Origin of the sequence: Modicisalibacter luteus DSM 23508 (genome assembly GCF_000378505.1) — a bacterium.
GTDB classification, from domain to species: Bacteria; Pseudomonadota; Gammaproteobacteria; order Pseudomonadales; family Halomonadaceae; genus Modicisalibacter; species Modicisalibacter luteus.
In genome coordinates this window covers 146,679-168,994 of record NZ_KB899991.1, presented here as the reverse complement: position 1 = coordinate 168,994, position 22,316 = coordinate 146,679, and the positions used below count along the sequence as shown (strand labels likewise).

Genomic DNA, 22,316 nt, shown 5'->3' with positions numbered 1-22,316 from the left:
GTCAGCGATCATCTCCAACGACAAAATCGATTTGGCTCGGGCACATTTCATGGTAATCGGGAAATGGCCGATCGAGGCCCTGCGGGCCAGCCTTATGGGTAATTATGCTACCAGAAAAGCATCTGTCGCGGGGCGGTCGGGAAAGACCTAGTATTTAAGTCAGGATTGTGTTGCCGTGGGATTTTTCTTACCATGTCACAAAATTTTCCTGATGAGTCGAGTTCATGAGCCAGACTATTCAGATTACCGACAGTGCACAGGATTACCTTGCCGAGCTGCTGTCCAAGCAGAATGTCGAAGGCATCGCCGTTCGCATCTTCATTACCCAGCCGGGCACGCCGTATGCGGAAACCTGCCTGGCCTACTGCCGTCCGGGTGAAGAAGAGCCCAGCGATGAGAAGCTGGAGCTGGAGAAGATCAACGTTTTCCTCGACAAGCACAGCCTGCCGTTTCTTGACGAAGCGGTCGTCGATTTCAATGCAGACCGCATGGGTGGACAGCTGACCATCAAGGCGCCGAACGCCAAGATGCCCAAGGTGAATGCTGATAGCCCGCTGGAAGATCGTGTCAACTACGTGCTTTACAGCGAGATCAACCCGGGCCTGGCGGCACATGGTGGAGAGATCAAACTCATCCAGGTTGCCGAAGAGAACATTGCCGTGCTTCAGTTCGGCGGTGGCTGCCAAGGGTGCGCGGCCGTCGATCTGACGCTCAAGGAAGGCGTGGAAAGAACCTTGCTGGAACGTATTCCCGAACTCAAGGGCATCCGCGACGTGACCGACCACACTGACACGACCAACGCCTACTACTGAGCAATCGCCTCCTTCACGATAGCGACAGCAAAGGGCCGCCCCAGGGCGGCCCTTTGCGTTAAGCGGTGACGACAGGGGGCTCCTCAGTAGACGAACGGAGGTAGCGGGGCCTTGGCTAGCCGCGCTTCGGCATCGCGCAGACGTTCTCGAACCTGCTTGAGTGCCTCGTCCTTCTCGGAAATCGCTTCCTCAAGACGCTCGCGGCGGAGTGTCTCTTCGTGCAATCGATCCTTGGCCTGCTGAAGCTTCCATTCCGCTTCGCGATGAGACGCCTGCTCCTCACTGAGTTCGCGCCTGGCCTGTTGCAACCGGCCGTCAACTTCACTGGCGCGTTTTTCCATGGTTTCCAGACGCTGGTTCAGCTGCTTTTCAGCCGCCTGCCGCTCCTGGCGTGCATTATCAAGCAGTGTCATGAGACGTGCTTCAGCCGCTTCGTGGCGCTGCTCTTCCTGACTAAGCTGGGCACGGAACTCTTCGCTTTTGCGCGTCAGGGCAGCCTGGTGTTCGATGCCTTGCCGCTCGTTATCCGCCTGCAAGCGCTGTAGCTGATCTTCACTCTGCTTGATCTGTCGCTCCTGCTGAGCCTCCCGCTGCGAAGCGCTTTCGCATTGAGCTTCCAAGCGAGCAATCCTGGCACTGTAATCCTCTAGCCGCTCCTGGGCCTGGCGCAACTGTTCGCCCAGGACCGTCTCGCGTTGCCTAGCGTCTTCGGCTTCACGTCGGGCCTGCTCGGACCGAGCTTCGGCATCCTCGACTCGTTTGTCGGCTTCCTGGCGGTAGTGAGCCAAGCCCTCGGTGGCGCTTTCCTGGGCCTGCTGCCAGAGCGCCTGGACCAGAGCCTCTACCGGCTCGGGAATGGCCTGAAGTGGCGGTTGGTCGCGGTTCTCCTCGCGCTGTAGCCGCCACTCCCGGAAATGCTCATTGATGGTAGTGAAGCTACCAGTGCCGAGCACCTCACGAATCTTCTGCACACTTGGCGGCTCACCTTGCTGAAGCAGCCGATCAATTGCCCGACGTACGTCGTCGTATTGCACGCCACTGCGCGCCATGCCTGTCTCCTTGGGTCGTTCCCACCGTTATCGGCCAGATAAAGCATCTATTTTTCCATGATTTTTTGAGCATAGCCTAGCTGGGGGAGGAATAAAATAACGTATATTACGTAGTACGTAATTACACTATCAAATAAAATCATTTATTCATGATTACGCGGCTTATCTTGAATATATGTGCTTTACAGCCGAAAATAGCCATATTCAGAGCTAGAAGGGGCGAGGCATGTCCGATGAATGGCACGGCGAGTTGCTGTCGACGCTCGAGTCATACCGTGGCGAACGAGAGACAGGAGTGCTTGCCTATGGCCAGTCCCAACCGGCCACGGCGCGAATACCGGCACAAGATGACTTCGAGGCCGTTGGCCACTGGCTTGCCGAATACGCAGCCAGCCCGCAGACGGTACGCGCCTACCGCAAGGAAGCTGAAAGGCTCATGCTGTGGCTTGTCGATAAAAGGCTCGGTCTGAGGGATGTTGACCGGCGCTGGTTGGAAGCCTACGAGAAATTTCTTGCCGCCCCTCACCCTGTAGAGCGCTGGATTGGCCCACCCAGGCCTCGTTCACACCCACAATGGCGACCTTTCCGAGGCCCGCTCTCTGCCGCCAGCCGGCGGCAGAGCTTGGTTATCCTCCAGGGGCTTTTTGCCTGGCTGGTCGAGGCGGGGTGGGTGAATCACAACCCTTTCCGGCTCATGCGAGATAAGCGGCGGCGCATGGACAATCGCCAGACACATATCGAGCGCTATCTAGAGCGGCCAATCTGGGACTGGCTATGGCAATAGCTCAATCAGCCATATCCCGAGGAAGCCACCAGTCGCCAGCAGCTGGCCTGGCATCGGCGTCGGTTCGTGTTTGGTTTTGGTTACTTGCTTGCGCCACGTATTGCCGAGATGGCTCAGGCACGCATGGGTGACTTCCAGTATCGGGAGGGGCGCTGGTGGTGGAGTGTCGTAGGGAAAGGCAGCAAGCTAGCAAGCATCCCCGTGCCTCCCGACATGCTGGTTCTGCTTGCTGACTGGCGAGGCGCAAGGGGGCTCGAGGCTCTGCCGGACAGCGACGATGACCATCCACTATTGTGCCGTTTGGATGGCAAAACCGAAGTTACGGATAATCAGCTCTACCGCCTGATGAAAGAGGCCTTTTGTCAGGCTGCAAACGATCTGGCCCAGAAAGGCGCAGGGGAAGGGCAGGTCGGCATAGCCGCGATGACCCGCCAATTGGCCAAGGCATCTCCTCACTGGCTCCGGCATACAGCGATCACCCATCAGGCCCAGGCCGGTGTCGAACTGCGCTACCTGGCCAGGACCGCGCGACACGCACGCCTGGATACCACAGCCCGCTATCTGCATGCCGAAGCCGAAGAATGGCAACGCCAGGTTGCAGCCCATCGCCTCAATATCCCCGTAAGGGCGGACGATACCGGGGCTGAGTCGTTATAATGCGATTAGAACTCAACGCTTGCTTGAACGGCACTAGCCAATGGCAGCCCCAAGCGACCCGCAAGGAGATTACATGAGCGCACAAGACGCCCAGGCCGAGCTGATCGAGGAATTCAACATTTTCGATAACTGGATGGATCGATACCAGTACATTATCGATATGGGCAAGCAACTACCGGACTTTCCCGACGAACTGAAAACGCCGGAAACGAAGATCCAAGGCTGTCAGTCGAATGTGTGGATGCATCACGAACGACGGGAGGAAGTAGTACATTTTCAGGCAACCTCGGATGCTGCCATTGTCTCGGGCCTGATTGCCGTACTGATGCGGATCTACAATGACAGAAGCCCAGAAGAGATCGTCGACACCCCCCCCAGTTTTCTTGAAGAACTAGGACTAGATAAGCACCTGTCGCCGACACGCTCAAATGGCCTGCATGCCATGCTGCAGCGTATCTATAGCGTCGCGGAGCAGGAAACCACCGCTAACGGCGGGTAAGTCAGTGTGGGGGCTGCTTTTGATCCGTATTTGAGGCTTCGGCATCACGGGGCGGTACCAGGTCGATCCCCCCAGGATGCCAAGGATGGCACTTGAGAATTCGCTTCAGCGACAGCCAGCCGCCTCGGGCCGGCCCATGCTCACGAACGGCCTCGATCGCATAGTGGGAACAGCTTGGCCAGAAACGGCAGCGGGGCCCCAGCAGTGGGCTAAGAGCATACTGATAGAGCCGGATCAGGCCGATGAGAAGCGCGCTCGCGACACGTCGTAACATGGATTACCGCTTGCCGGAATACAGTTCCGCCGGATCGATCATGGGCTCGCTGTCGATATTGGCCTGCTCGGCACTCACAGCGAGATAGAAGCAACTGCGCCTGCCCGTATGGCAGGCTGGACCAGTCTGATCGACCCTAAGCAACAGGGTATCGCCATCGCAATCCAGGTGGGCTCGTTTCAGGTGTTGCTCCTGGCCCGATGACTCTCCCTTGCGCCACAGCTTGCCCCGCGAACGCGACCAATAACACACGCGGCCGGTGCGCAAGGTTTCCTGCAGCGATTCACGATTCATCCATGCCATCATCAATACTTCACCGCTATCGTGCTGCTGGGCAATGGCTGGAATCAAGCCATCGGCATTCCAGCGCACGTCATCCAGAACTTCCGTCACGGGGCGGCAAGTGCCTAACGGGGCAGCCTCCAGGGACTTGAACAGCTCACTCATGCTGACTCTCGGCGGTTAAGGTTTCTTGGACACCCTCACGGCAGGCGTCACAGCTTCCCAGCAATTCAATGGTCTGCCGATCAACCCGAAACCCTAGGGCCTGGGCACGCTGGCTCAGCTGCGCATTGACATCATCAAGGTGCAATTCTTCGACCCGTCCGCAATGGCGGCAAATCAGCAGCTGAAATCCATGCGTATGTTCGGGACAAGGGCAGGCGACATAGGCGTTGAGAGACTCGATGCGATGCACCAAGCCCTGCTCGATCAAGAAATCGAGCGCCCGGTAAACTGTGGGGGGCCTTGCTGCGGCGTGCTCACTGGTCAAATGATCGAGTAATTCATAAGCTTTGAGCCCTCCGGAAGACGACGAAATCATCTCCAGCACTCGGCGGCGGATCGGCGTAAACCGAACACCACGCTGCTGGCATTGTCGCTCGGCCTGCTGTATCAGAAGTCGGGTATCCGGCATTCGATTCGGTCGCTTGGCGAAAAGGGCATTTTACGCGCCTGACCGTCCAACGGCCAGGCGAGTGCTCAGGAAGCGACCTGCAATTCGCCACGCCGGGCAAAATGATGGCGGGCAAAGGCAACACGAGCCTCCACGTTGGCTCCGTCGGGCTGTCGCTCAATCAGGTCGAGGCGTGGACGCAGTCCTTCGCCATTTGTCATTTGAATCGCTAGCCCCGGGCGGGCATTCAGCTCCAGCAGCATCGGGCCGTGCCGTCTATCGAGCACCATGTCGGTGCCCAGATAGCCCAGCCCCGTCATCTCGTAGCAACTGGCTGCCAGCTTGAGCAGGACTTCCCAGTCGGGAATACGCAGGCTGGCGAGTTCGTGCCCCGTATCGGGATGATCCATCCTCGGCCTATCGAACTGTACGCCTCGTAGGGCCGTGCCTGTAGCAATGTCGAGACCCACGCCAACGGCACCCTGGTGGAGGTTAGCCTTGCCGTCCGAAGCCGCAGTGGATAAGCGCATCATGGCCATCACCGGATAGCCCTTGAAGACGATGACACGAATATCCGGCACACCTTCATAGGTATACTCGGACAGAAACTCATCGAATGTGATCAGCGTCTCCACCAGAGCAATATCCGTAGCGCCACCCAGTGAATAGAGCCCGGAGAGGATATTCGACACGTGGCGTTCAAGATCTTCACGATGCAACCGGTGCCCGCTGGGCTTCACATAGCCGTCGGCATCCTGATGCTCAATGACCAAAATACCCTTGCCACCACTGCCCTTGGCCGGCTTGATGGCGAACCCGCCGTGTCCGGCGACCATATCAGTGATGTGCTTGACGTCGAACTGGGTCGTCACAGTACCGATCAGGTCAGGCGTCGTGATGCCGAATCGCTTGGCCAGCAGCTTGGTTTTCAGCTTATCGTCCACCAGCGGAAACAGATGACGACTGTTATACCGGCTGATATAGCGAATGTTTCGCCGGTTCATGCCGATGATGCCCTTGGCTTTAAGTTTTCCCGGACTGGCCCACATGGCATCAATCCTCCGTAATCGGCTTGAAACGACGCAGCTCGAGCAAGCGGTAACCCGTGTAGTTGCCCAGCAGCAGAATGAAGGCCATCAGGATCAGTTGGATGCCCAGAAAATTGAACGTGACATGGCGAATCCAAGGGTTGTTCATTGCCAGGTAAGCCAGTACTGCAGTCACCAGGCTACCCCCCCCTTGGATCAAGACCTGCTTGGGGCCTTCCTCTTCCCACAGGATCGACATGCGCTCGATGGTCCAGCTAAGAATGATCATCGGGAAGAAGGTGATGGTCAGGCCGGCATTGAGCCCCATCCGGTAGGCCAACACCGAGAATAGCGAAATGATCGCTATGACTGTGATGATCACCGCCGATACCCGTGCCACCAGCAGCAAGTTGAGATGCGATAGATAGCTACGTATCACCAGCCCTACGGCTACCACCAGCAGGAAGCCAACCAGACCGGTAAATAGCGAGGTCTGGATGAAGGCCAGCGCTATCAGCACCGGCATGAATGTTCCCGACGTCTTGATGCCAACCAGGACGCGCAGAAGCACGACAACCAGTGCGCCGATGGGAATCAGCAAAATGGTCTTGAACAGCGACTGCTCTTCCAACGGCAGACTGTGAATCGAGAAGTTGAGCAGTGTATTGTTCATCAGCTGGTTGCGCACAGCCACGGCTGCCGGCTCGTTGTGCTTGAGCATCGAGAAGCTCACCCCCGAGTTGCTTCCGCCCTGCACCTCGAGTACCGGCTGTCCACTGGCCTCCCAGAGCAGAAGGTTGTCGGGCCGGCCCTGCTCGCCGGTGGCCGGATTGAGAATTACCCAGTCGCCGTCTTCATCGAAGACCTGCAGCCAGGAGGAGAGTGCCTGGCGGCGACGCCCATCCTCGAGCATCAATCCATCTACCTTGCGTGCGGCAATGCCAGCTTGGTTCAGGAGACGGACGATTAGGGGAGAGCGGTCGAAGCGGGTCAGCAATAAACGTGCGTTTTCATCCTGACGATCACCGCTGAAATCCTGGATCAACTCACGGGCGAAGGTGAAGGCATCTGCAGACTGCTGATGCGCACGGGCAATGATGCCTTGGGCCGCGGTGTCATAGGGTCGTTCCCAAGTTATGTCCTGAGGAATCTGCGGAGGCCGGACAGCCGGCGCCTCGGCATCGGGAGCAACCAATAACTGCACAGAATAATAGAGTTGCTGACCGCCGGAAGCCTCACGGATAGCCCACTGGGCGCGACGACCACTATCATCATCGAGGAAGGACAGACCATAACCGGAAGAGGCCGTATTCTCGGTCAGGACACGGAAATTTTCCTGATGGGAGGGTAGGGCGAGGTTCACCTTGACCGGCCCACCATTGGCAAAGAAATTCACCTGGGCTTCGACTTCCCAGACTTCTCGTTGCTCACCCGGCGTCCAAGGCACATCGAACTCGACGTGGCGATACACAGTCATGACGATGCCGGTCAGCATCAGGACGCCGACCAGCAGATAGAAGGGTACACGTGACATGGATCGAAAAGTCCTTACTCGTCTTCGTCGTTATCGACGCGGTCGCCTGCTTCATCTTCGGCGGCCATCTCGGCAGGCTCCCCGCCCGGATATTCAGGACGCTCGTGAAGATAGGCCTGGGCGACGTCGATCAGGGCAATATCCATCATGAATCGCCGTCCGAGCAGGACGGGGTAGTCCAGGTGGGTACGGTTATTGAGCGTAAACTCGACATTCTGTTTGATCGGCCCCAGTTCCATCAGCAAGCTGACCACCGGACGACTTTCCTCGCCAGAGGCCTGGATGATTCGCACCCGACGGACGACCTCGGCCTCGATCCATTTATCCCTAACGGCATTAATGGCAACAGCGTCTTCATCCAAGGCCAGCTTAAAGCGTACCCAGTCTTCGCCTTCACGCTCGAACTCGGTAATCTCGCGGGTCGATAATGATGCCGTGTTGGCCCCGGAGTCGACACGGGCCTTGAGGTAGGTGCCGATATTAGGAAAACCGACCCACTCTGTACGGCCCAACAAAGTCTTGTTCTCCAGCGCATCGATGTCTCCGCTGGGACACTCGGGCATGTCGATGTTCGGCTCATCATGAAGCGTCTCGACATCAGCTCGCAGGGCTCTCACCAGGCTACCTATCTCCCGAACATCGGCGCCGACACGATCGAGCCGGTCCTGCTGGCCTTGGCGAGCAGTCTCCTGCAGCTGGCAAGAGGTTGCGAGCGTCGCTTCGAGTTCCCCGATCCGATTATCGAAACGTGACGTGGTCAATAACTCACCGAGCCGGTCGTCTTCGTCGGACTGGGGTTGCAGGGCACAGCCACCCAGGAGCAACAAGCCAGCAGAGACAGCCAGCAGCTCACGTCGAATCGGCATGATCATGTAATCCTTAGTAACAGCCATTAATGCGGTTGAGATCCGGGCCATACATGCCCGCAAGGACGCGATAGTAAAGAATCGATGGTCAACGGTCCATGTGCGGGCGCGACGAGTCGCGCCCGCTTTAGACAGGTTCAAGCTGGAGAGTTCAACGCATCGGCATCGCGAGCGGCATTGTGATCACGTGCCAGCAGGATATAGAAAGCAGGCAGTACAAACAGGGTCAACAGGGTGCCGATCCCCAGACCTGCAGCAATGGTCAAGCCAATGTCGAAGCGACTGACTGCACCGGCTCCCGTTGCAAACAGCAGGGGAACCATGGCTACTATCAGCGCGACTGAAGTCATGATAATCGGACGCAGGCGGATGGCCGCCGCCTCGATGACAGCGTCGCGCTTACTGAGTCCGCGATCATGCTGCAGCAGGTTGGCGAACTCCACGATGAGGATGCCGTTCTTGGCAACCACGCCAATCAAGGTGATCAGACCCACCTGGGTATAGATATTGACTGTGGAGATCCCAAGTGTAATGAACACCATGGCACCGGCTACCGACATGGGCACCGATACCAGTATGATCAACGGGTCCCGCCAGCTTTCGAACTGGGCGGCAAGCACCAGATAGATGACGATCAACGACAGGAAGAATGTCAGTATCAGGGCGCTGCCCTGATCCATGAGCTGACGCGATGCTCCTTGGTAATCCACTGAATAGCTGGCTGGCAAAGTCTCGGCCGCGGCCTGGTTTAGCCAAGCCAGTGCATCGCCAAGCGCGACGCCCGGACGCGGCACGCCTTCCAGGATTAGAGCATTGAGCTGCTGGAACTGGGTTCGTTTGGATGGCTCGACGCTTCGTTCGAAGCTGACCAGGCTGCTGAGCGGCACCTGCTCACCGGAATCGGCCTCGATGTAATAATTGTCGATCATCGAGGCATCGAGTCGGTATTGCTGGTCTACTTGTGGAATGACCTTGTAGCTACGGCCCTCCATACTGAAACGGTTGACGAAACCTTCACCCAGCATGGTCGATAATGTTTGCCCCACATCGGCCATGGTCAGGCCCAGGTCGGCGGCGCGATCCCGGTCGACACGTATGCTGGTCACCGGACGATCCAGATCGATGGATTTGCGCAGGAAAGCGAAGTTGCCACTGGCCATGGCCTTTCCTAGTAACTCATCCGCTGCAACGTTCAGCTCCTCGAAGCTATTGCCGGTCGTCAGCACGAACTGAACAGGCAAGCCCCCACTGGAGCCAGGCAGGGAAGGACGCGGAAATGCCGCTGTCTGCAGTCCCGTCACTTGTGACAGGGCTGCCTGAACATTAGGCAACACGGTCAGCTGCGAGATGTCACGCTGGCTCCATGGCAGCATCTTGAACCCGCCGAACACGGTATCGGCACTCATGCCACCCAGGATCATGAACGTTTCGTCGTAGCCTTCGACCTGTTCGATATTGGCCTGGATCTGGTTGGAGTAGCGCTTGAGGTACTCGAGCGTTGCCGTCTGAGGGGCAGTACCCTGGAAGAAAATGATGCCTTGATCCTCCGTGGGTGCCAGTTCGTTCTGACTGGTTACGAACATGAAATAGATCGAGGCCAGTACAATCGCTGCGAATATCACCGGTACGGATACCGTCTGCAGGACCCCCGACAGGGCCGAGCGATAGCCGTTGGCTAGCCGGTCGAAGCTTCTCTCAACCAGGCGCTCGAAGCGCGTCGCATTGCCATGAGGTTTCAGTACTTTGCCTGACAGCATAGGGGACAGCGTCAAAGCAATGATGCCCGAGACGACGACGGCCCCGGCCAGGGTAAACGCGAATTCAGTGAACAGTGAGCCCACAAGACCGCCCATGAAGCCGATCGGGGCATAGACGGCCACTAACGTCGTGGTCATCGCGATGATCGGCGTGGCCATCTCGCGGGCACCGTTGAGTGCTGCCTCGAAGCGGCTTTCGCCTTCCTCGATATGCCGGTGAACGTTCTCGACGATGATAATGGCATCGTCAACGACGAGGCCGATGGCTAGCACCATGGAGAGCAGGGTCAACAGGTTCAGAGAGAACCCCAGCATGAGCATGACGAATGCGCCACCGATCAAGGACAGTGGAACGGCGACGGCCGGTACCAAGGCGGCACGAAACGATCCAAGGGTCAGGAAAATCACCACCAGCACGATAATCAGGGCTTCGAGCAGCGTCTTGATTACCTCGTTGATAGAGTCCTCGATAAACTCGGACGCATCGTATGGCAACACGACATTGAGGCCTGTGGGGAGCTGGCTGCGAATTTCCGGCAAGGTTTCACGCACGGCACGTGCCACGTCGAGAGGATTCGCGCCCGGGGCCTGCTCGATGGCCATGAAGCTGGCCGGCGTTCCCTTGTACCAGGCAATGCTGTCGTAGCTTTCGGCGCCCAGGTCTGTCCGGGCAATATCGCGCAGCCGCACGAGATTGCCGTCATCATTGCGTACCACCATGTCAGCGAACTGCTCAGGGTCGCTGACATCCGTGTTGGTGGTGAGGTTGATAGCCACGAATTCACTGCGTGTCTTGCCGACGCCTGCCTGATAGTTATTGTTCTGCAGAACGCTTATAACCTCTTGCGGCGTGACATTGAGCGCCGCCATGCGCTGCGGATCCAGCCATATCCTCATGGCGAAGCTCTGTCCGAAGATGCGAGCCTTGGCCACCCCAGGCAGAGCCTGAAGCTTGGGCTGGACGACGCGGGTCAAATAATCCGTAATCTGGGGCACCGGCATCTGCGGGGAGTAGAATGCCAGATACATCAACGCGGTCGAATCGCCAGTGCTCGACTCGATGACCGGGCTCTCCGCCGCCTCGGGGAGAACACTGCGCTGACTGGCCACTTTGGCCTGAACCTCGGCGAGTGCCGCATTGGCATCGTAATTGAGCTCCATGTGGACTTCGATGGACGAGGACCCCTGAATACTCTCCGAGGTAATGAAATCAATGCCGTTGACTTCGGCAATCGCCTGCTGGAGCGGCGTCGTGACGAAGCCCTGGACCAATTCCGAACTGGCACCAGGATACGAGGTGCTTACAGTAATGACGGTGCTTTCCAACTCGGGATACTGGCGCAGTTCCATATCCATGGTCGAGCGCAAGCCCATCAGCAGAATCAACAGGCTGACAACTGTCGCCAATACTGGCCGACGAACGAAGATGTCGGTGAATTTCATTAGCCTTGCGCCTCCTGACCGGCCTCTGTCGGCTGCCGGTCATCGCCAACGGCTGCCGTGCCATTATCATCGGCGAGCGATACCGGCTGACCATCACGCAGACGCAACTGGCCTACGGCCACAACACGATCGCCAGCCTCCAATCCATCCACGATTTCGATCTGGTCGCCACGGGTACGCCCAGTCGTTACCTGGGTTCGCTTGGCGATCAGCTGCGCCTGGTCGTTTTCGGTGATCAGAAAGACATAATCGCCATACGTATTGAAGGCGAGGGCAGTGCGGGGCAGGGTGAGCACCCGTTCGGACTCGGCAGCCAGCGTACGCACATCGGCAAACATGCCGGGACGCAGCTTGCGATCGGGATTGGCAAGCGTGGCACGCACCTCCAGTGTCCGGCTGCTTTCGTCAACGGCCGGCGCAATTGCCTGAATCTGGCCGGAGAATACCTCACCTGGATAAGCAGCAACCCGAACTTCAACGCTGCGTCCCGCCTGGACATTGCCCAGTTCCTTTTCAGGCATGCTGTAATCCACGTAAATCGGATCGAGCATATTGAGATCGACGATCGGTGTCCCTACGGCAATATATTCACCGAAGTCGACCTGACGCAGCCCAACCACGCCATCAAATGGGGCGCGAATCGTCTTCTTTTCCATCTGGGCGCGTTGCTGGGCGACGTCGGCCCGCGCCGCCTGATAGTTGGCCTGAGCCTCGTCATACTGGGATTGCGAGATGGCGTTGCGTGGCAATAGATCTGAGTAACGGCGGAATGTCTCGTTGGTTAATCTGGCCTGGGCCTCTAGCGCGGCCAGCGCGGCCTGATCGACGCTGTCATCGAGCTTGACGAGAATATCGCCTTGGCTCACGCGCTGCCCGGATTCGAAGGTGATTTCGCTAACCAGGCCGGCCACTTCGTTGGAAACCGCGACGCCATTTACGGCACGCATAGAGCCCACCGACTTCAGCTCGGGGCGCCAACTTTCCGCCGTGAGTTGTACGGCATCGACGGGAACCGGTGGCTGGGGCTGCGACTGCTGAGCGGCCATTTCCTGCATTTTCATGTATTTCCAGCCAAAAATGCCGCCTAGTACCAGAGCGAGCAGGATCAATACCACAATCAAGCGGACAACGGTTTTCATGCCTGAAGGTCCCAGCCAGAGTTTTCGTTATGGTCCCGAACGGATGAGTCCTGGGAGAGAGAAATTAGATAAGCTGCTTATGATGCGGGTAACACCGATGAATGACCAGTGCTGGCTGAAACAAAGCGAAACACATGCATTATTTAACATAATATATATTATGCGAAGCCAAAGATTATCCCTTTACAGCCCTGCACCAATAACGCTTCCAACAAAAAGTCGTTGCACGATTCTGGTTCATCTCCTTCCTGTCCGTTACCTCATCCCAGCCACGACTTGCCTGATTATATGCTCCCCAGGACATTCAAGAAGCCATCTAACGCCTTTCACTGGCGAGATATCATAATATGCCAGATTCATGGCACGTCCTTTGCTTTTCTATTACGAGCCTGCCCAGCGGCACTCGTGCCGGTGTCAATGACGACCCCGGACAATAAGGACATATCAGGCACCGTCGGACTCCGTCGGTAACGAGAGATAAGAAGAGAAACCAAGCAAAGGCGCTTGGAGCTGCTATCAGGCGGCTCTGGCGCCTTTTTGTTTGCCCCTGACACACATTAATCACCTGATAAGAGAACACCGACTATGTCGTATCTAGCTCCAGCAGAGTTCGTCACCAAGATGGTCGACGCCGGTGAATCCAAAGTTTTCATGGCGCCCCGCGACACGATGATTCGAGCCTATATGGCCGGTGCCATCCTGGCATTATCCGCCGTGTTCGCTGTGACCGTTACTGTACAGACCGGCTCGCCGCTACTCGGCGCCGTGCTTTTCCCAGTCGGTTTCTGCATGCTTTACCTGATGGGCTTCGACCTGTTGACCGGTGTGTTCATGCTGACACCGCTCGCACTTCTGGATCGGCGTCCCGGGGTCACTCCCGAGGGTGTGCTCAAGAACTGGGGACTGGTCTTCGTCGGTAACTTCCTGGGCGCGCTGACCGTTGCCTTTCTTATGGCTTTCGTCTTCACCTATGGCTTCAATGCCGACCCTGGCATCATCGGTGAAAAGATTGCCAGCATAGGCGAAGCACGCACATTGGGTTATGCCGATTATGGGGTTGCCGGGTGGGTAACGATCTTCATTCGAGGCATCTTGTGCAACTGGATGGTTTCCATGGGGGTCGTAGGTGCCATGATCTCTACCTCCGTCAGCGGCAAGGTTATCGCCATGTGGATGCCGATCATGTTGTTCTTCTATATGGGGTTCGAGCACTCCGTGGTCAACATGTTCCTGTTCCCATCAGCGATGATCCTGGGCGGTGGCTTCTCGGTCGGCGACTACTTGTTCTGGAATGAACTACCCACCGCCCTTGGCAATCTGGTTGGCGGTCTATCGTTGACAGGCCTGACCCTATACACGACTCACATCAAGACGGCGCCCAAGAAGGCGGTGCCGAACAAAACGTTTGGCTAATAGCCCTCAGCAGGAAGCCCCGGTCATGAGCCGGGGCTTTTTATGATTCATGACAACTCATCTCGAAGTTACCGTTGGGCAGTACACCAACAGGGGCCGCAAGGATATCAACCAGGATTTTCACGGCCTATGCATCCCCACAGAACCCCAACTGACCACTAAAGGCATTGTGGTGGCTATTGCCGACGGTATTGGCAGCAGTGATGTCAGCCAAATTGCCAGCCAGACTGCGATTGGGGGATTTCTGGAGGACTATTACTGCACGTCGGATGCCTGGAGCGTCAAGACCGCGGCGCAGCGCGTCCTGTCTGCTATCAATTCATGGCTGCATGCCCAGACCCAGCAAAGCCAGTACCGAGACGACAAGAACCGAGGCTATGTCTGCACCCTGAGCGCCATGATTCTCAAGGCGACGACAGCGCACGTTTTCCATGTCGGTGACGCACGAATCTATCGGCTGCGAAAAGGCGACATGGAACAGCTTACTCAGGATCATCGCGTTTGGGTCTCTCAACACCAGAGCTATCTCAGCCGAGCCCTGGGCGTGCACTCGCATTTGGAAATGGACTACCAGGCACTAGAGGTTGAAGCCGGGGATATCTTTCTATTTCTGACCGATGGAATCTACGAACACGTTTCTCCCAGCCAACTGCGTGACACAGTCTGGAAATGCAGTGACGACCTGAATAACGCTGCCAAAAAGCTGGCCGAAGACGCCTATTCCCAAGGGAGCCATGACAACCTGACGGCACAGGTCGTCCGAGTCGATAACCTACCTAATCACAACAGTCAGATACTTTATCGACAACTATCGGAACTGCCTTTGCCTCCCGTGCTCGAACCCAGGAGCGCCTTCGATGGTTATCGAATCCTGAGAACCCTACACGCGAGCCATCGCAGTCATGTTTATCTAGCGGTTGATGAAAGTAACATTGATGAGCCTGTTGTATTGAAAGCGCCGTCAATCGATACGCGTGGCGACCCGGCTCACCTGGAAAGGTTTCTGCTCGAAGAATGGATTGCACGCCGTATCGATAGCCCCCACGTACTCAAGGCACACTCGCCTAACCGTCAGCGCCGTTATCTCTATACCGTGACCGAATTCGTCGAGGGACGCACCTTAAGGCAATGGATGATCGACAACCCACAACCTGACCTGGAAACGGTGCGCTCCATTGCCGAGCAGATAGCCAAGGGCCTGCAGGCCTTTCACCGCCTGGAAATGCTGCATCAGGACCTGCGTCCAGAGAATGTCCTGATCGATGCGTCGGGCTTGGTGAAGATCATCGACTTCGGGTCGGCTTACGTGGCTGGCATAGAAGAAAGTGCACGTAATGAACAAACGCCCTACCCGCCAGGCACGGTGCAGTACATGGCTCCCGAGTATTTTCTCGGTGCCCAAGGAACGACACGTTCGGATATCTTCTCGCTGGGGGTAATCGTCTACCAAATGCTGACGGGTAAGCTGCCTTATGGCACGAATGTGGCCAAATCCCGAACGCTAGCGGCACAGCGCAAGCTAGATTACATGCCGATCTTTGACGGCCATCGCGAGGTGCCAGTCTGGATTGACGACGTGCTCAGAAAGGCTGTACACCCCGATCCCTACCGACGCTACGGGGAGCTTTCCGAGTTCATATATGAGTTACGTCACGCCAGCAGGACCATGCTCAGCAAGCACCGCCCTCCTCTTATTGAACGCAACCCGGTGCTTTTCTGGAAAAGCCTTTCTGTATTACTGGCGATCACTGTCGCATTCCTGGCCTGGCGTTTACATAACGCCTGAACGACGACACCCGCCGGGAAACCGGTGGGTGTCAAGCATCGCGTAAGCTATGTCGGTAACGACTCAGCCTTACTCGGAAGGAGCGTAGGAGCCGTCGGGACGATGGTCTTCCTTGCCCGTCAGTGCTGGGGTGAAGACGCAGGCGAGTACCATGGTCTTCGATGCACGCAGCAAATGCTCGTCATGCTGATCGAGAATATAGATATCGCCCGGCTTGATTGGCCAGATCTTGCCATCGGCCAGCGTCTCGACTTCGCCTTCACCTTCGATGCAATACACCGATTCGAAGTGATGCTTGTAATGAATATGCGTTTCGGTGCCTTCGTAGATGCGGGTGATATGGAACGAGTAACCACCGCCATCATCAGCCAGCAACAGACGTGTGCTATCCCAAGTGCCCTTGGTAGCCGTCACCATGCGGTCCGTCTTGCGTGCTTCCTCGAGATTACGAACGATCATGTAGATATCCTTGGCTTTCGTGACACGTGTCGTACATCAAATAGCCGGCCTCATGGCCGGCTTGTCTACTCAGAGTAGCTGATGTTCAGCTCATGACATCCTTGGCGCATGCCTCAAGGATATCCAGACCTTCAAGCAGATCCTCATCGCTGATCGTCAGCGAACACAGGCACTTGATGACGTGATCGTCGTGGCCACAGGTCTCGACAATAAGGCCATTCTTGAATGCCTTGGAGGTGATCTTGTCGGCGAGATCACCGCTACCGACGTCCAAGCCACGCATCAGACCACGACCGCGCTCGCTGGCGGTATGCCCTTGCTCGGTCAGCAAAGCGGCGATCTTTTGGAAGCGATCGGCCACAATGCGCCCCTTGCGTTCGACGTCACGCTCCAGCGTGTCGTTGGTCCAATATTCGCGCAAGGCTGCCGCCGCCGTAGTCAGTGCTAAATTGAACCCGCGGAAGGTGCCGTTGTACTGGCCAGGCTTCCACTTGTCGAGCTCGGGCCGCATCATCACATGAGCGAACGGCAGGCCGAACCCTGACAGCGACTTGGAATTGGTCACGATGTCAGGTTTGATACCGGCATGCTCAAAACTGAAGAACTTGCCCGTGCGGCCACAGCCAGCCTGAATGTCGTCAACAATCAGCAGGATCTCATTGTCCCGGCAGATTTTTTCCAGCCGCTTGAGCCAGTCGATCCCTGCCACGTTGATGCCACCCTCACCCTGCACGGTTTCCAGGATGACTGCCGCCGGACGATCCATGCCGCCTGACTTGTCATTCAACAGCTTCTCGAAATAGTCGAGCGTATCGATATTTGCACCAAGATAGCCGTCGTAGGGCATGAAATTGGCGCCTTGAAGCGGAATACCGCCAGTCGCTTCGCGGAACTTGCTGTTACCCGTCACCGCCAGTGCACCCATGGTGACCCCATGGAAGCCATTGGTGAACGATACGACGTTATGACGGCCTGTTGCGACACGCGCCAAGCGAATAGCCGCTTCCACGGCATTGGTCCCGGTCGGGCCCGTCAGGTGCACCTTGTAGTCCAGGCCGCGCGGCTTGAGGATGACTTCTTCGAGCGTTTCGAAATAATCTCGCTTGGCCTTGGTCCACATATCCAGGCCATGAACGATACCGTCCGAGGCGATGTAATCCAGCAGTGCCTGCTTGATAACGGGATTGTTATGGCCATAGTTCAGCGTGCCGGCACCGGCAAGAAAATCAATATATTCCTTGCCATCTTCGGTATGTAAACGTGCGCCCTTGGCTTCGGTAAAGACTACAGGAAATGACCGTGAATAAGTACGGACTTCCGATTCCATACGTTCGAATATCTGGGTCAGCATGCAACGACCTCCTGGTCGGTAAAAAGGCAAAGAGGAGAAGAACCGGTAACGAAATCCAACCGTCCAGTACGCGTCAGAGACGCGTTGGATCATAGGGACCGATACGCACCAGGTTCTCGGGATCATGTTCACCACCAAGCTGGCCGGTGGAGAAGTATTCCCGACTGTTAAGAGGTGCCTGCCAGCGATCGGCAAGCCGCTTGAAGAGTCCCCATGACGCCTGATTGTCGGGCGTAATGGTGGTTTCGAGATGGCGGATATTGGCCATTTCCGGGCGGCGCATTACCGCTTCGACGAGTCGCCTCGCCAAGCCGGTGCCACGCGCCTTTTCACCGACGGCAACCTGCCACAGGAAATAAGTATCTGGCGCATTACGCTTGGGATAACCGGATACGAAGCCAACGATTTCTCCCTCTTCGTTGGTTGCCACAGCGCAGCTGTCACGGAACTGGGTGGCCAGCAGCAAATAAGCATAGGCTGAATTGACGTCGAGTGGCGGGCAGGATTTCACCAGCTCGTAGATGCCCCAACCGTCGTCGGTTGTTGGCTTGCGAATGAACAACGGGGTATGGGCATGCCCCACCACAGCATCCGCCACACTGGGCTTTGCCAGGTCGGCCGATGGTGTAAACGCTCGGGTCGTTGTGCTCATGGTTACCGTTCGCTGTTGCGAATTTGCATTGAACTATAACAGGCACTTAGCCATAAATCAAAAACCTGATTATTGTTAACCAACCTTACTATAATCAACGGTTATGGAGATAAGGCTCCCCTAGTTTCAGTTTAGGCGATCCTCCATGGCGCGCCGCATAAATAGCGAGACCGCCGAATGGCGGTCTCGTTTCTGGCAAGTATCGTATATCAGCCTGCGTGACTTAGGTTCGGCTGGGGGTGCGCATGGTCACGAACTCTTCCGCTCCGGTGGGATGAATTCCTACCGTGGCGTCGAAGTCTGCCTTGGTCAGCCCGGCGCGTACGGCAATCGCAATGCCCTGGATCACCTCCCCAGCCTCTTCGCCAACCATATGGGCTCCCAGCACTCGATCGCTGACATCGTCGACGATCAACTTCATCAGGCAGCGCTCGTCGCTTCCTGACAACGTGTGCTTCATCGGCCGGAAATCCGCCGTATAGATACGCACCGCATCGTATTGAGCCCGCGCCTCTTCCTCGCTTAATCCCACAGTCCCAATATTGGGGTGACAGAAGACTGCCGTCGCAATGTTCTGGTAGTTCAGCGGGCGAGCCGGAATGTCACTGAAATGCTGCTGAACCATATGCATGGCTTCGGCCAGTGCCACCGGAGTCAACTCGGGTCCACCAGTGACATCGCCTAGCGCAAGGATCGAAGGTACGGATGTCTCGTAGAGATCATTGACCTTCAGCGTGCCGTTGGGATTCAGTGCGATATCGAACTGATCGAGCCCCAAGCCCTCAAGATGGGGGCGTCGGCCGGTGGCGGCGAGTACCGCATCGACTTCCAGAGTTTCGCCGTTGGTCAACATGACCTTGAGCCCATCGTCGAGCTTCTCGATGCTCTCTATCGTTGTCTCGAAGTGGAGGTTAACGCCCTTCTTCGCCATCTCATCACGGGTAAACTCGCGCACTTCATGGTCGAAACCACGCAGGAACAACTCGCCACGATAGATCAGGTGGGACTCGCTACCCAGCCCGTTGAAGATACTGGCGAACTCGACGGCGATGTAACCGCCCCCCAGCACCAAAAAACGCTTGGGGAAGGTGTCGAGATCGAAGACCTGGTTGGAGTTGAGCGCGTACTCGTTACCTGGGAAGTCGGGGACCCAAGGCCAGCCACCGACGGCTACAAGAATCTTCTCGGCCTGGATCGTCTCACCGTTAACCTCGACGCTATGCTCGCCGACGATACGTGCACGGCCATTGATCAAGCGGACGTTGGCGTTTTCCAGCAGACGGCCATAGATACCATTAAGACGCTTGATTTCCTCGATCTTGTTGTCACGGAGCGTAGCCCAGTCGAAACGAGGCGCTTCGGGCAGGGTCCAGCCAAACCCGGCACTGTCTTCGAAGGCTTCGTGAAAATGGGCCGCGTAGGAATAGAGTTTCTTGGGGACGCAGCCGACATTGACACAGGTCCCACCCAGGTAGCGATCCTCGGCTATAGCGACACGGGCCCCGGTTGCCGCTGCGGTACGTGCAGCACGCACGCCGCCAGAGCCGGCGCCGATGACGAAAAGATCGTAATCGTACTCAGCCACTAGTTTACTCTCCTGTCTTTGGTTGCGGCGATGATACCAGCCATGCCGCTCCCTCGGGAGGGGGCAGGCAGTTGGCATCTCTCTTTCCGAAAGGTGAAAGTTCATGCACGACAACGCTCTATCGTGAGGCTGCCCTGACAACGGCATCGAAAAGCGACTCGAGCAAAATCGTCCCTTGTCTGAGGCCCGTCAGCCAACGCGACCCGGATTTCTTGGCCCGACTCTCACGGCAGCAGAATCCCGACCACCTCTGGGTTGGGTATTCGGATAGCCGTGTGCCCGCCAACTAGATCATCGATCTGCCACCCGGCGAGGTCTTCGAACACTGCAACGTGGCCAGTATCCTTTACCACAATGACATGAATGCCCTACTCGTCGTTCAGTTCGCGGGCGATATCCCCTAGGTCAGGCACATCATGATCGTGGGGCATTACGGCTGCGGTGGCGTTCGTGCAGCAATTACCGGCATTGAATGCGGCATCGTTGACTACTGGCTGCACTCGGTGCGCGAATTGGACAGTCGCCACCCTCAGGACGCAGGCTCCGCTTTTATGCCTAGCTGATACGCCCAGCGAATGACGCAACTCAGTTTTTCGATTGTTCCGCCTGTCGACTCTCTCTAAGGTGGAGTGGGAACCAAGAGTCATAAAACCAACAATCATTTCGGGCTAACACATGACGTTCAAAAAAACTCTGCTCGCCTCATTGATCGGCGCTACTCTAAGCCTACCGTTGGCAGCCAGCGCACAGACCGATGACATTACCCTCCGCGTTGCTTACGATGCCGACCCGGTGTCGCTGGACATTCATGAACAACTCTCCGGCGGCATGCTGCAATTATCCCACCTGACTTTCGATCCGTTGGTTCGTTGGACACAGGACTTCGACTTCGAGCCGCGTCTGGCTACCGATTGGGAACAGGTCGACAACACCACCATGCAGATGACCCTGCGTGAAGGCATCACCTTCCACAGTGGTAACCCATTCACGGCCAAGGATGTGGTCTGGACGGTCGAGCGCCTGAAGCGCAGCCCCGACTTCAAGGCCATCTTCGACCCCGTGGCCAGCATCACGGCAGTCGATGACCACACGGTCGAATTCAAGACCAAGGAGCCCTACCCGCTGCTTCTGAACCTCGCAACGTATATCTTTCCAATGGATAGCGAGTTCTACTCCGGCAAGACCGATAGCGGCAAGGACAAGGGCGAGATCGTCAAGAACGGCAATTCCTATGCGTCAACTCATATATCAGGCACGGGCCCCTTCAAGGTCACCCAACGCCAACAGGGTGTGAAGGTTGAGTTCGCGCGCTTCGAGGATTACTGGGACGATGGCTCACCCGGCAACGTCGATCACATCGTGCTGACCCCGATCAGCGAAAATGCGACACGTGTGGCTGCCCTGCTCTCCGGCGACGTCGACTTCATCGCACCGGTGCCACCCAATGACCTCGAGCGCGTACGCGCCGACGAGGACGTCAAGCTGGTCACCATGTCCGGCACGCGCATTATCCTGTTGCACATGAACCAGGACCGCGTAGAGGCTTTCAAGGATCCACGGGTACGTCAGGCTATCGCCTATACCATCAATCAGAAAGCGATTGCCGACCGGTTGATGAAGGGCTTCGCCACACCCGCTGCCCAGCTCTCACCCGAGGGATATGCAGGACACAATCCAGAACTCGAGCCGCGTTATGATCTCGAGAAGGCCAAGCAGTTGATGAAGGAGGCCGGCTACGAAGATGGCTTCAGCATCACTATGATGGCCCCCAACAACCGCTACGTGAACGATGCCCAGATCGCCCAGGCAGTCGCTGCGATGTTGGCACGCATCAACGTGAAAGTGGATCTTAAGACTTTACCCAAGGCCCAGTACTGGCCCGAGTACGACGCCCGCGCGGCCGACCTGATGCTGATCGGCTGGCACTCGGATACTGAAGATTCTGCCAACTTCTATCAGTATCTGACCGAATGTCCTAATGCTGATACCGGAGCCGGGCAATACAACGCAGGCATGTATTGCAACCCGGAAATCGACAAGATCGTCGCCGAAGCCAATCTGGAAACGGATCGCGACAAGCGCAGCCAGATGCTCCAATTCGTGGAACAGGCGCTTTATGACGATGCGGCCTTCATCCCGCTTCACTGGCAGGATCTGGCCTGGGCAGCCCAGAACGAAGTTCAGATCGAGCCCGTGCTCAACGTCATGAACTTTCCGTATCTGGGCGACGTCGTCGTCCAGCAGGAATAACGCGATCCGCATGCCACCCACCCCGATGAGGTGGGTGGCCCTCCCTTAACTCAACGTCATGAAAGCGCCCGGCGGCAGCTTCC

Annotated in this window: 20 protein-coding genes and 1 pseudogene; 8 read left to right on the top strand and 13 right to left on the bottom strand. The window is 56.9% G+C overall.

Going from position 1 to position 22,316, the window contains the following annotated elements:
• Window positions 1–224: 224 nt before the first annotated feature.
• Window positions 225–812, top strand: coding sequence for a Fe-S biogenesis protein NfuA (nfuA, locus tag F568_RS0105435; RefSeq protein ID WP_019017698.1), 588 nt, complete (start codon window positions 225–227; stop codon window positions 810–812).
• 83 nt (window positions 813–895) lie between these two features.
• Here nfuA and F568_RS0105430 read toward each other — a convergent pair whose 3' ends face one another.
• Window positions 896–1,861, bottom strand: a complete 966-nt coding sequence (locus F568_RS0105430) for a DNA-binding protein (RefSeq protein WP_019017697.1) — start codon at window positions 1,859–1,861, stop codon at window positions 896–898.
• 226 nt (window positions 1,862–2,087) lie between these two features.
• Between F568_RS0105430 and F568_RS26210 the strand changes: the two genes are divergently transcribed.
• The 3 genes from F568_RS26210 (at window position 2,088) to F568_RS0105420 (ending at window position 3,801) form a co-directional block, all read left to right on the top strand.
• A complete protein-coding gene (locus F568_RS26210) occupies window positions 2,088–2,645 on the top strand; it encodes a site-specific integrase (RefSeq protein ID WP_019017696.1) in 558 nt (185 codons plus the stop codon).
• Window positions 2,646–2,711: 66 nt separating this feature from the next.
• Window positions 2,712–3,302: a tyrosine-type recombinase/integrase gene (locus tag F568_RS26205; protein ID WP_308428011.1), complete on the top strand. Its 591-nt coding sequence runs from the start codon at window positions 2,712–2,714 to the stop codon at window positions 3,300–3,302.
• Between the two features lie 73 nt (window positions 3,303–3,375).
• On the top strand, window positions 3,376–3,801 hold the full coding sequence (locus F568_RS0105420; RefSeq protein WP_019017694.1) for a SufE family protein: 426 nt from the start codon (window positions 3,376–3,378) through the stop codon (window positions 3,799–3,801).
• Between the two features lies 1 nt (window position 3,802).
• Here the strand turns inward: F568_RS0105420 and yidD are convergent, their stop codons facing one another.
• The 8 genes from yidD to F568_RS0105380 all read right to left on the bottom strand — a co-directional run bounded on the left by yidD (window position 3,803) and on the right by F568_RS0105380 (window position 12,737).
• Window positions 3,803–4,075 carry a membrane protein insertion efficiency factor YidD gene (gene yidD, locus F568_RS24250; protein WP_083932977.1) on the bottom strand — a complete coding sequence of 91 codons (273 nt, stop codon included), beginning with the start codon at window positions 4,073–4,075 and terminating at the stop codon, window positions 3,803–3,805.
• Between the two features lie 3 nt (window positions 4,076–4,078).
• A complete protein-coding gene (gene hisI / locus F568_RS0105410) occupies window positions 4,079–4,522 on the bottom strand; it encodes a phosphoribosyl-AMP cyclohydrolase (RefSeq protein ID WP_019017692.1) in 444 nt (147 codons plus the stop codon).
• Window positions 4,515–4,991, bottom strand: a complete 477-nt coding sequence (locus tag F568_RS22245; protein WP_019017691.1) for a transcriptional repressor — start codon at window positions 4,989–4,991, stop codon at window positions 4,515–4,517. Before F568_RS22245 ends, hisI begins: the two co-directional genes overlap by 8 nt.
• A 65-nt stretch (window positions 4,992–5,056) precedes the next feature.
• Window positions 5,057–6,019 (bottom strand): alpha-L-glutamate ligase-like protein, encoded by a 963-nt coding sequence (locus F568_RS0105400; RefSeq protein ID WP_019017690.1) that lies wholly within the window; start codon window positions 6,017–6,019, stop codon window positions 5,057–5,059.
• Window positions 6,020–6,023: 4 nt separating this feature from the next.
• Complete coding sequence (locus F568_RS0105395; protein WP_019017689.1) at window positions 6,024–7,532, bottom strand: inactive transglutaminase family protein; 1,509 nt, start codon at window positions 7,530–7,532, stop codon at window positions 6,024–6,026.
• Between the two features lie 14 nt (window positions 7,533–7,546).
• Window positions 7,547–8,404 carry an ATP-dependent zinc protease family protein gene (locus F568_RS0105390; protein ID WP_019017688.1) on the bottom strand — a complete coding sequence of 286 codons (858 nt, stop codon included), beginning with the start codon at window positions 8,402–8,404 and terminating at the stop codon, window positions 7,547–7,549.
• Window positions 8,405–8,535: 131 nt separating this feature from the next.
• On the bottom strand, window positions 8,536–11,598 hold the full coding sequence (locus F568_RS0105385; RefSeq protein ID WP_019017687.1) for an efflux RND transporter permease subunit: 3,063 nt from the start codon (window positions 11,596–11,598) through the stop codon (window positions 8,536–8,538).
• The gene (locus F568_RS0105380; RefSeq protein ID WP_019017686.1) at window positions 11,598–12,737 is read right to left on the bottom strand and encodes an efflux RND transporter periplasmic adaptor subunit; all 1,140 of its coding nucleotides are present in this window, start codon (window positions 12,735–12,737) and stop codon (window positions 11,598–11,600) included. The genes F568_RS0105385 and F568_RS0105380 overlap by 1 nt, the downstream gene beginning before the upstream one ends.
• Before the next feature lie 585 nt (window positions 12,738–13,322).
• Between F568_RS0105380 and F568_RS0105375 the strand changes: the two genes are divergently transcribed.
• Both F568_RS0105375 and F568_RS0105370 read left to right on the top strand, forming a co-directional pair.
• Entirely contained in the window at window positions 13,323–14,150 is an 828-nt protein-coding gene (locus F568_RS0105375) for a formate/nitrite transporter family protein (RefSeq protein WP_019017685.1), read from the top strand.
• Between the two features lie 49 nt (window positions 14,151–14,199).
• Window positions 14,200–15,936, top strand: a complete 1,737-nt coding sequence (locus tag F568_RS0105370; protein WP_019017684.1) for a bifunctional protein-serine/threonine kinase/phosphatase — start codon at window positions 14,200–14,202, stop codon at window positions 15,934–15,936.
• Between the two features lie 69 nt (window positions 15,937–16,005).
• Here F568_RS0105370 and F568_RS0105365 read toward each other — a convergent pair whose 3' ends face one another.
• The 4 genes from F568_RS0105365 to gorA form a co-directional block, all read right to left on the bottom strand.
• Entirely contained in the window at window positions 16,006–16,395 is a 390-nt protein-coding gene (locus tag F568_RS0105365; RefSeq protein ID WP_019017683.1) for an ectoine synthase, read from the bottom strand.
• A gap of 85 nt (window positions 16,396–16,480) precedes the next feature.
• The gene (ectB, locus tag F568_RS0105360) at window positions 16,481–17,746 is read right to left on the bottom strand and encodes a diaminobutyrate--2-oxoglutarate transaminase (protein ID WP_019017682.1); all 1,266 of its coding nucleotides are present in this window, start codon (window positions 17,744–17,746) and stop codon (window positions 16,481–16,483) included.
• A 73-nt stretch (window positions 17,747–17,819) separates the two neighbouring features.
• Window positions 17,820–18,398 carry a diaminobutyrate acetyltransferase gene (gene ectA, locus F568_RS0105355; protein WP_019017681.1) on the bottom strand — a complete coding sequence of 193 codons (579 nt, stop codon included), beginning with the start codon at window positions 18,396–18,398 and terminating at the stop codon, window positions 17,820–17,822.
• Between the two features lie 223 nt (window positions 18,399–18,621).
• On the bottom strand, window positions 18,622–19,983 hold the full coding sequence (gorA, locus tag F568_RS0105350; protein WP_019017680.1) for a glutathione-disulfide reductase: 1,362 nt from the start codon (window positions 19,981–19,983) through the stop codon (window positions 18,622–18,624).
• Window positions 19,984–20,128: 145 nt separating this feature from the next.
• On the opposite strand from gorA, the pseudogene F568_RS26300 reads away from it, so the two are divergent.
• Together F568_RS26300 and F568_RS0105345 are read left to right on the top strand one after the other, a co-directional pair.
• Window positions 20,129–20,510: pseudogene (locus F568_RS26300) on the top strand (carbonic anhydrase); the annotation flags it as partial.
• A gap of 148 nt (window positions 20,511–20,658) precedes the next feature.
• Window positions 20,659–22,233, top strand: coding sequence for an ABC transporter substrate-binding protein (locus F568_RS0105345; protein WP_019017679.1), 1,575 nt, complete (start codon window positions 20,659–20,661; stop codon window positions 22,231–22,233).
• Window positions 22,234–22,316: the final 83 nt, after the last annotated feature.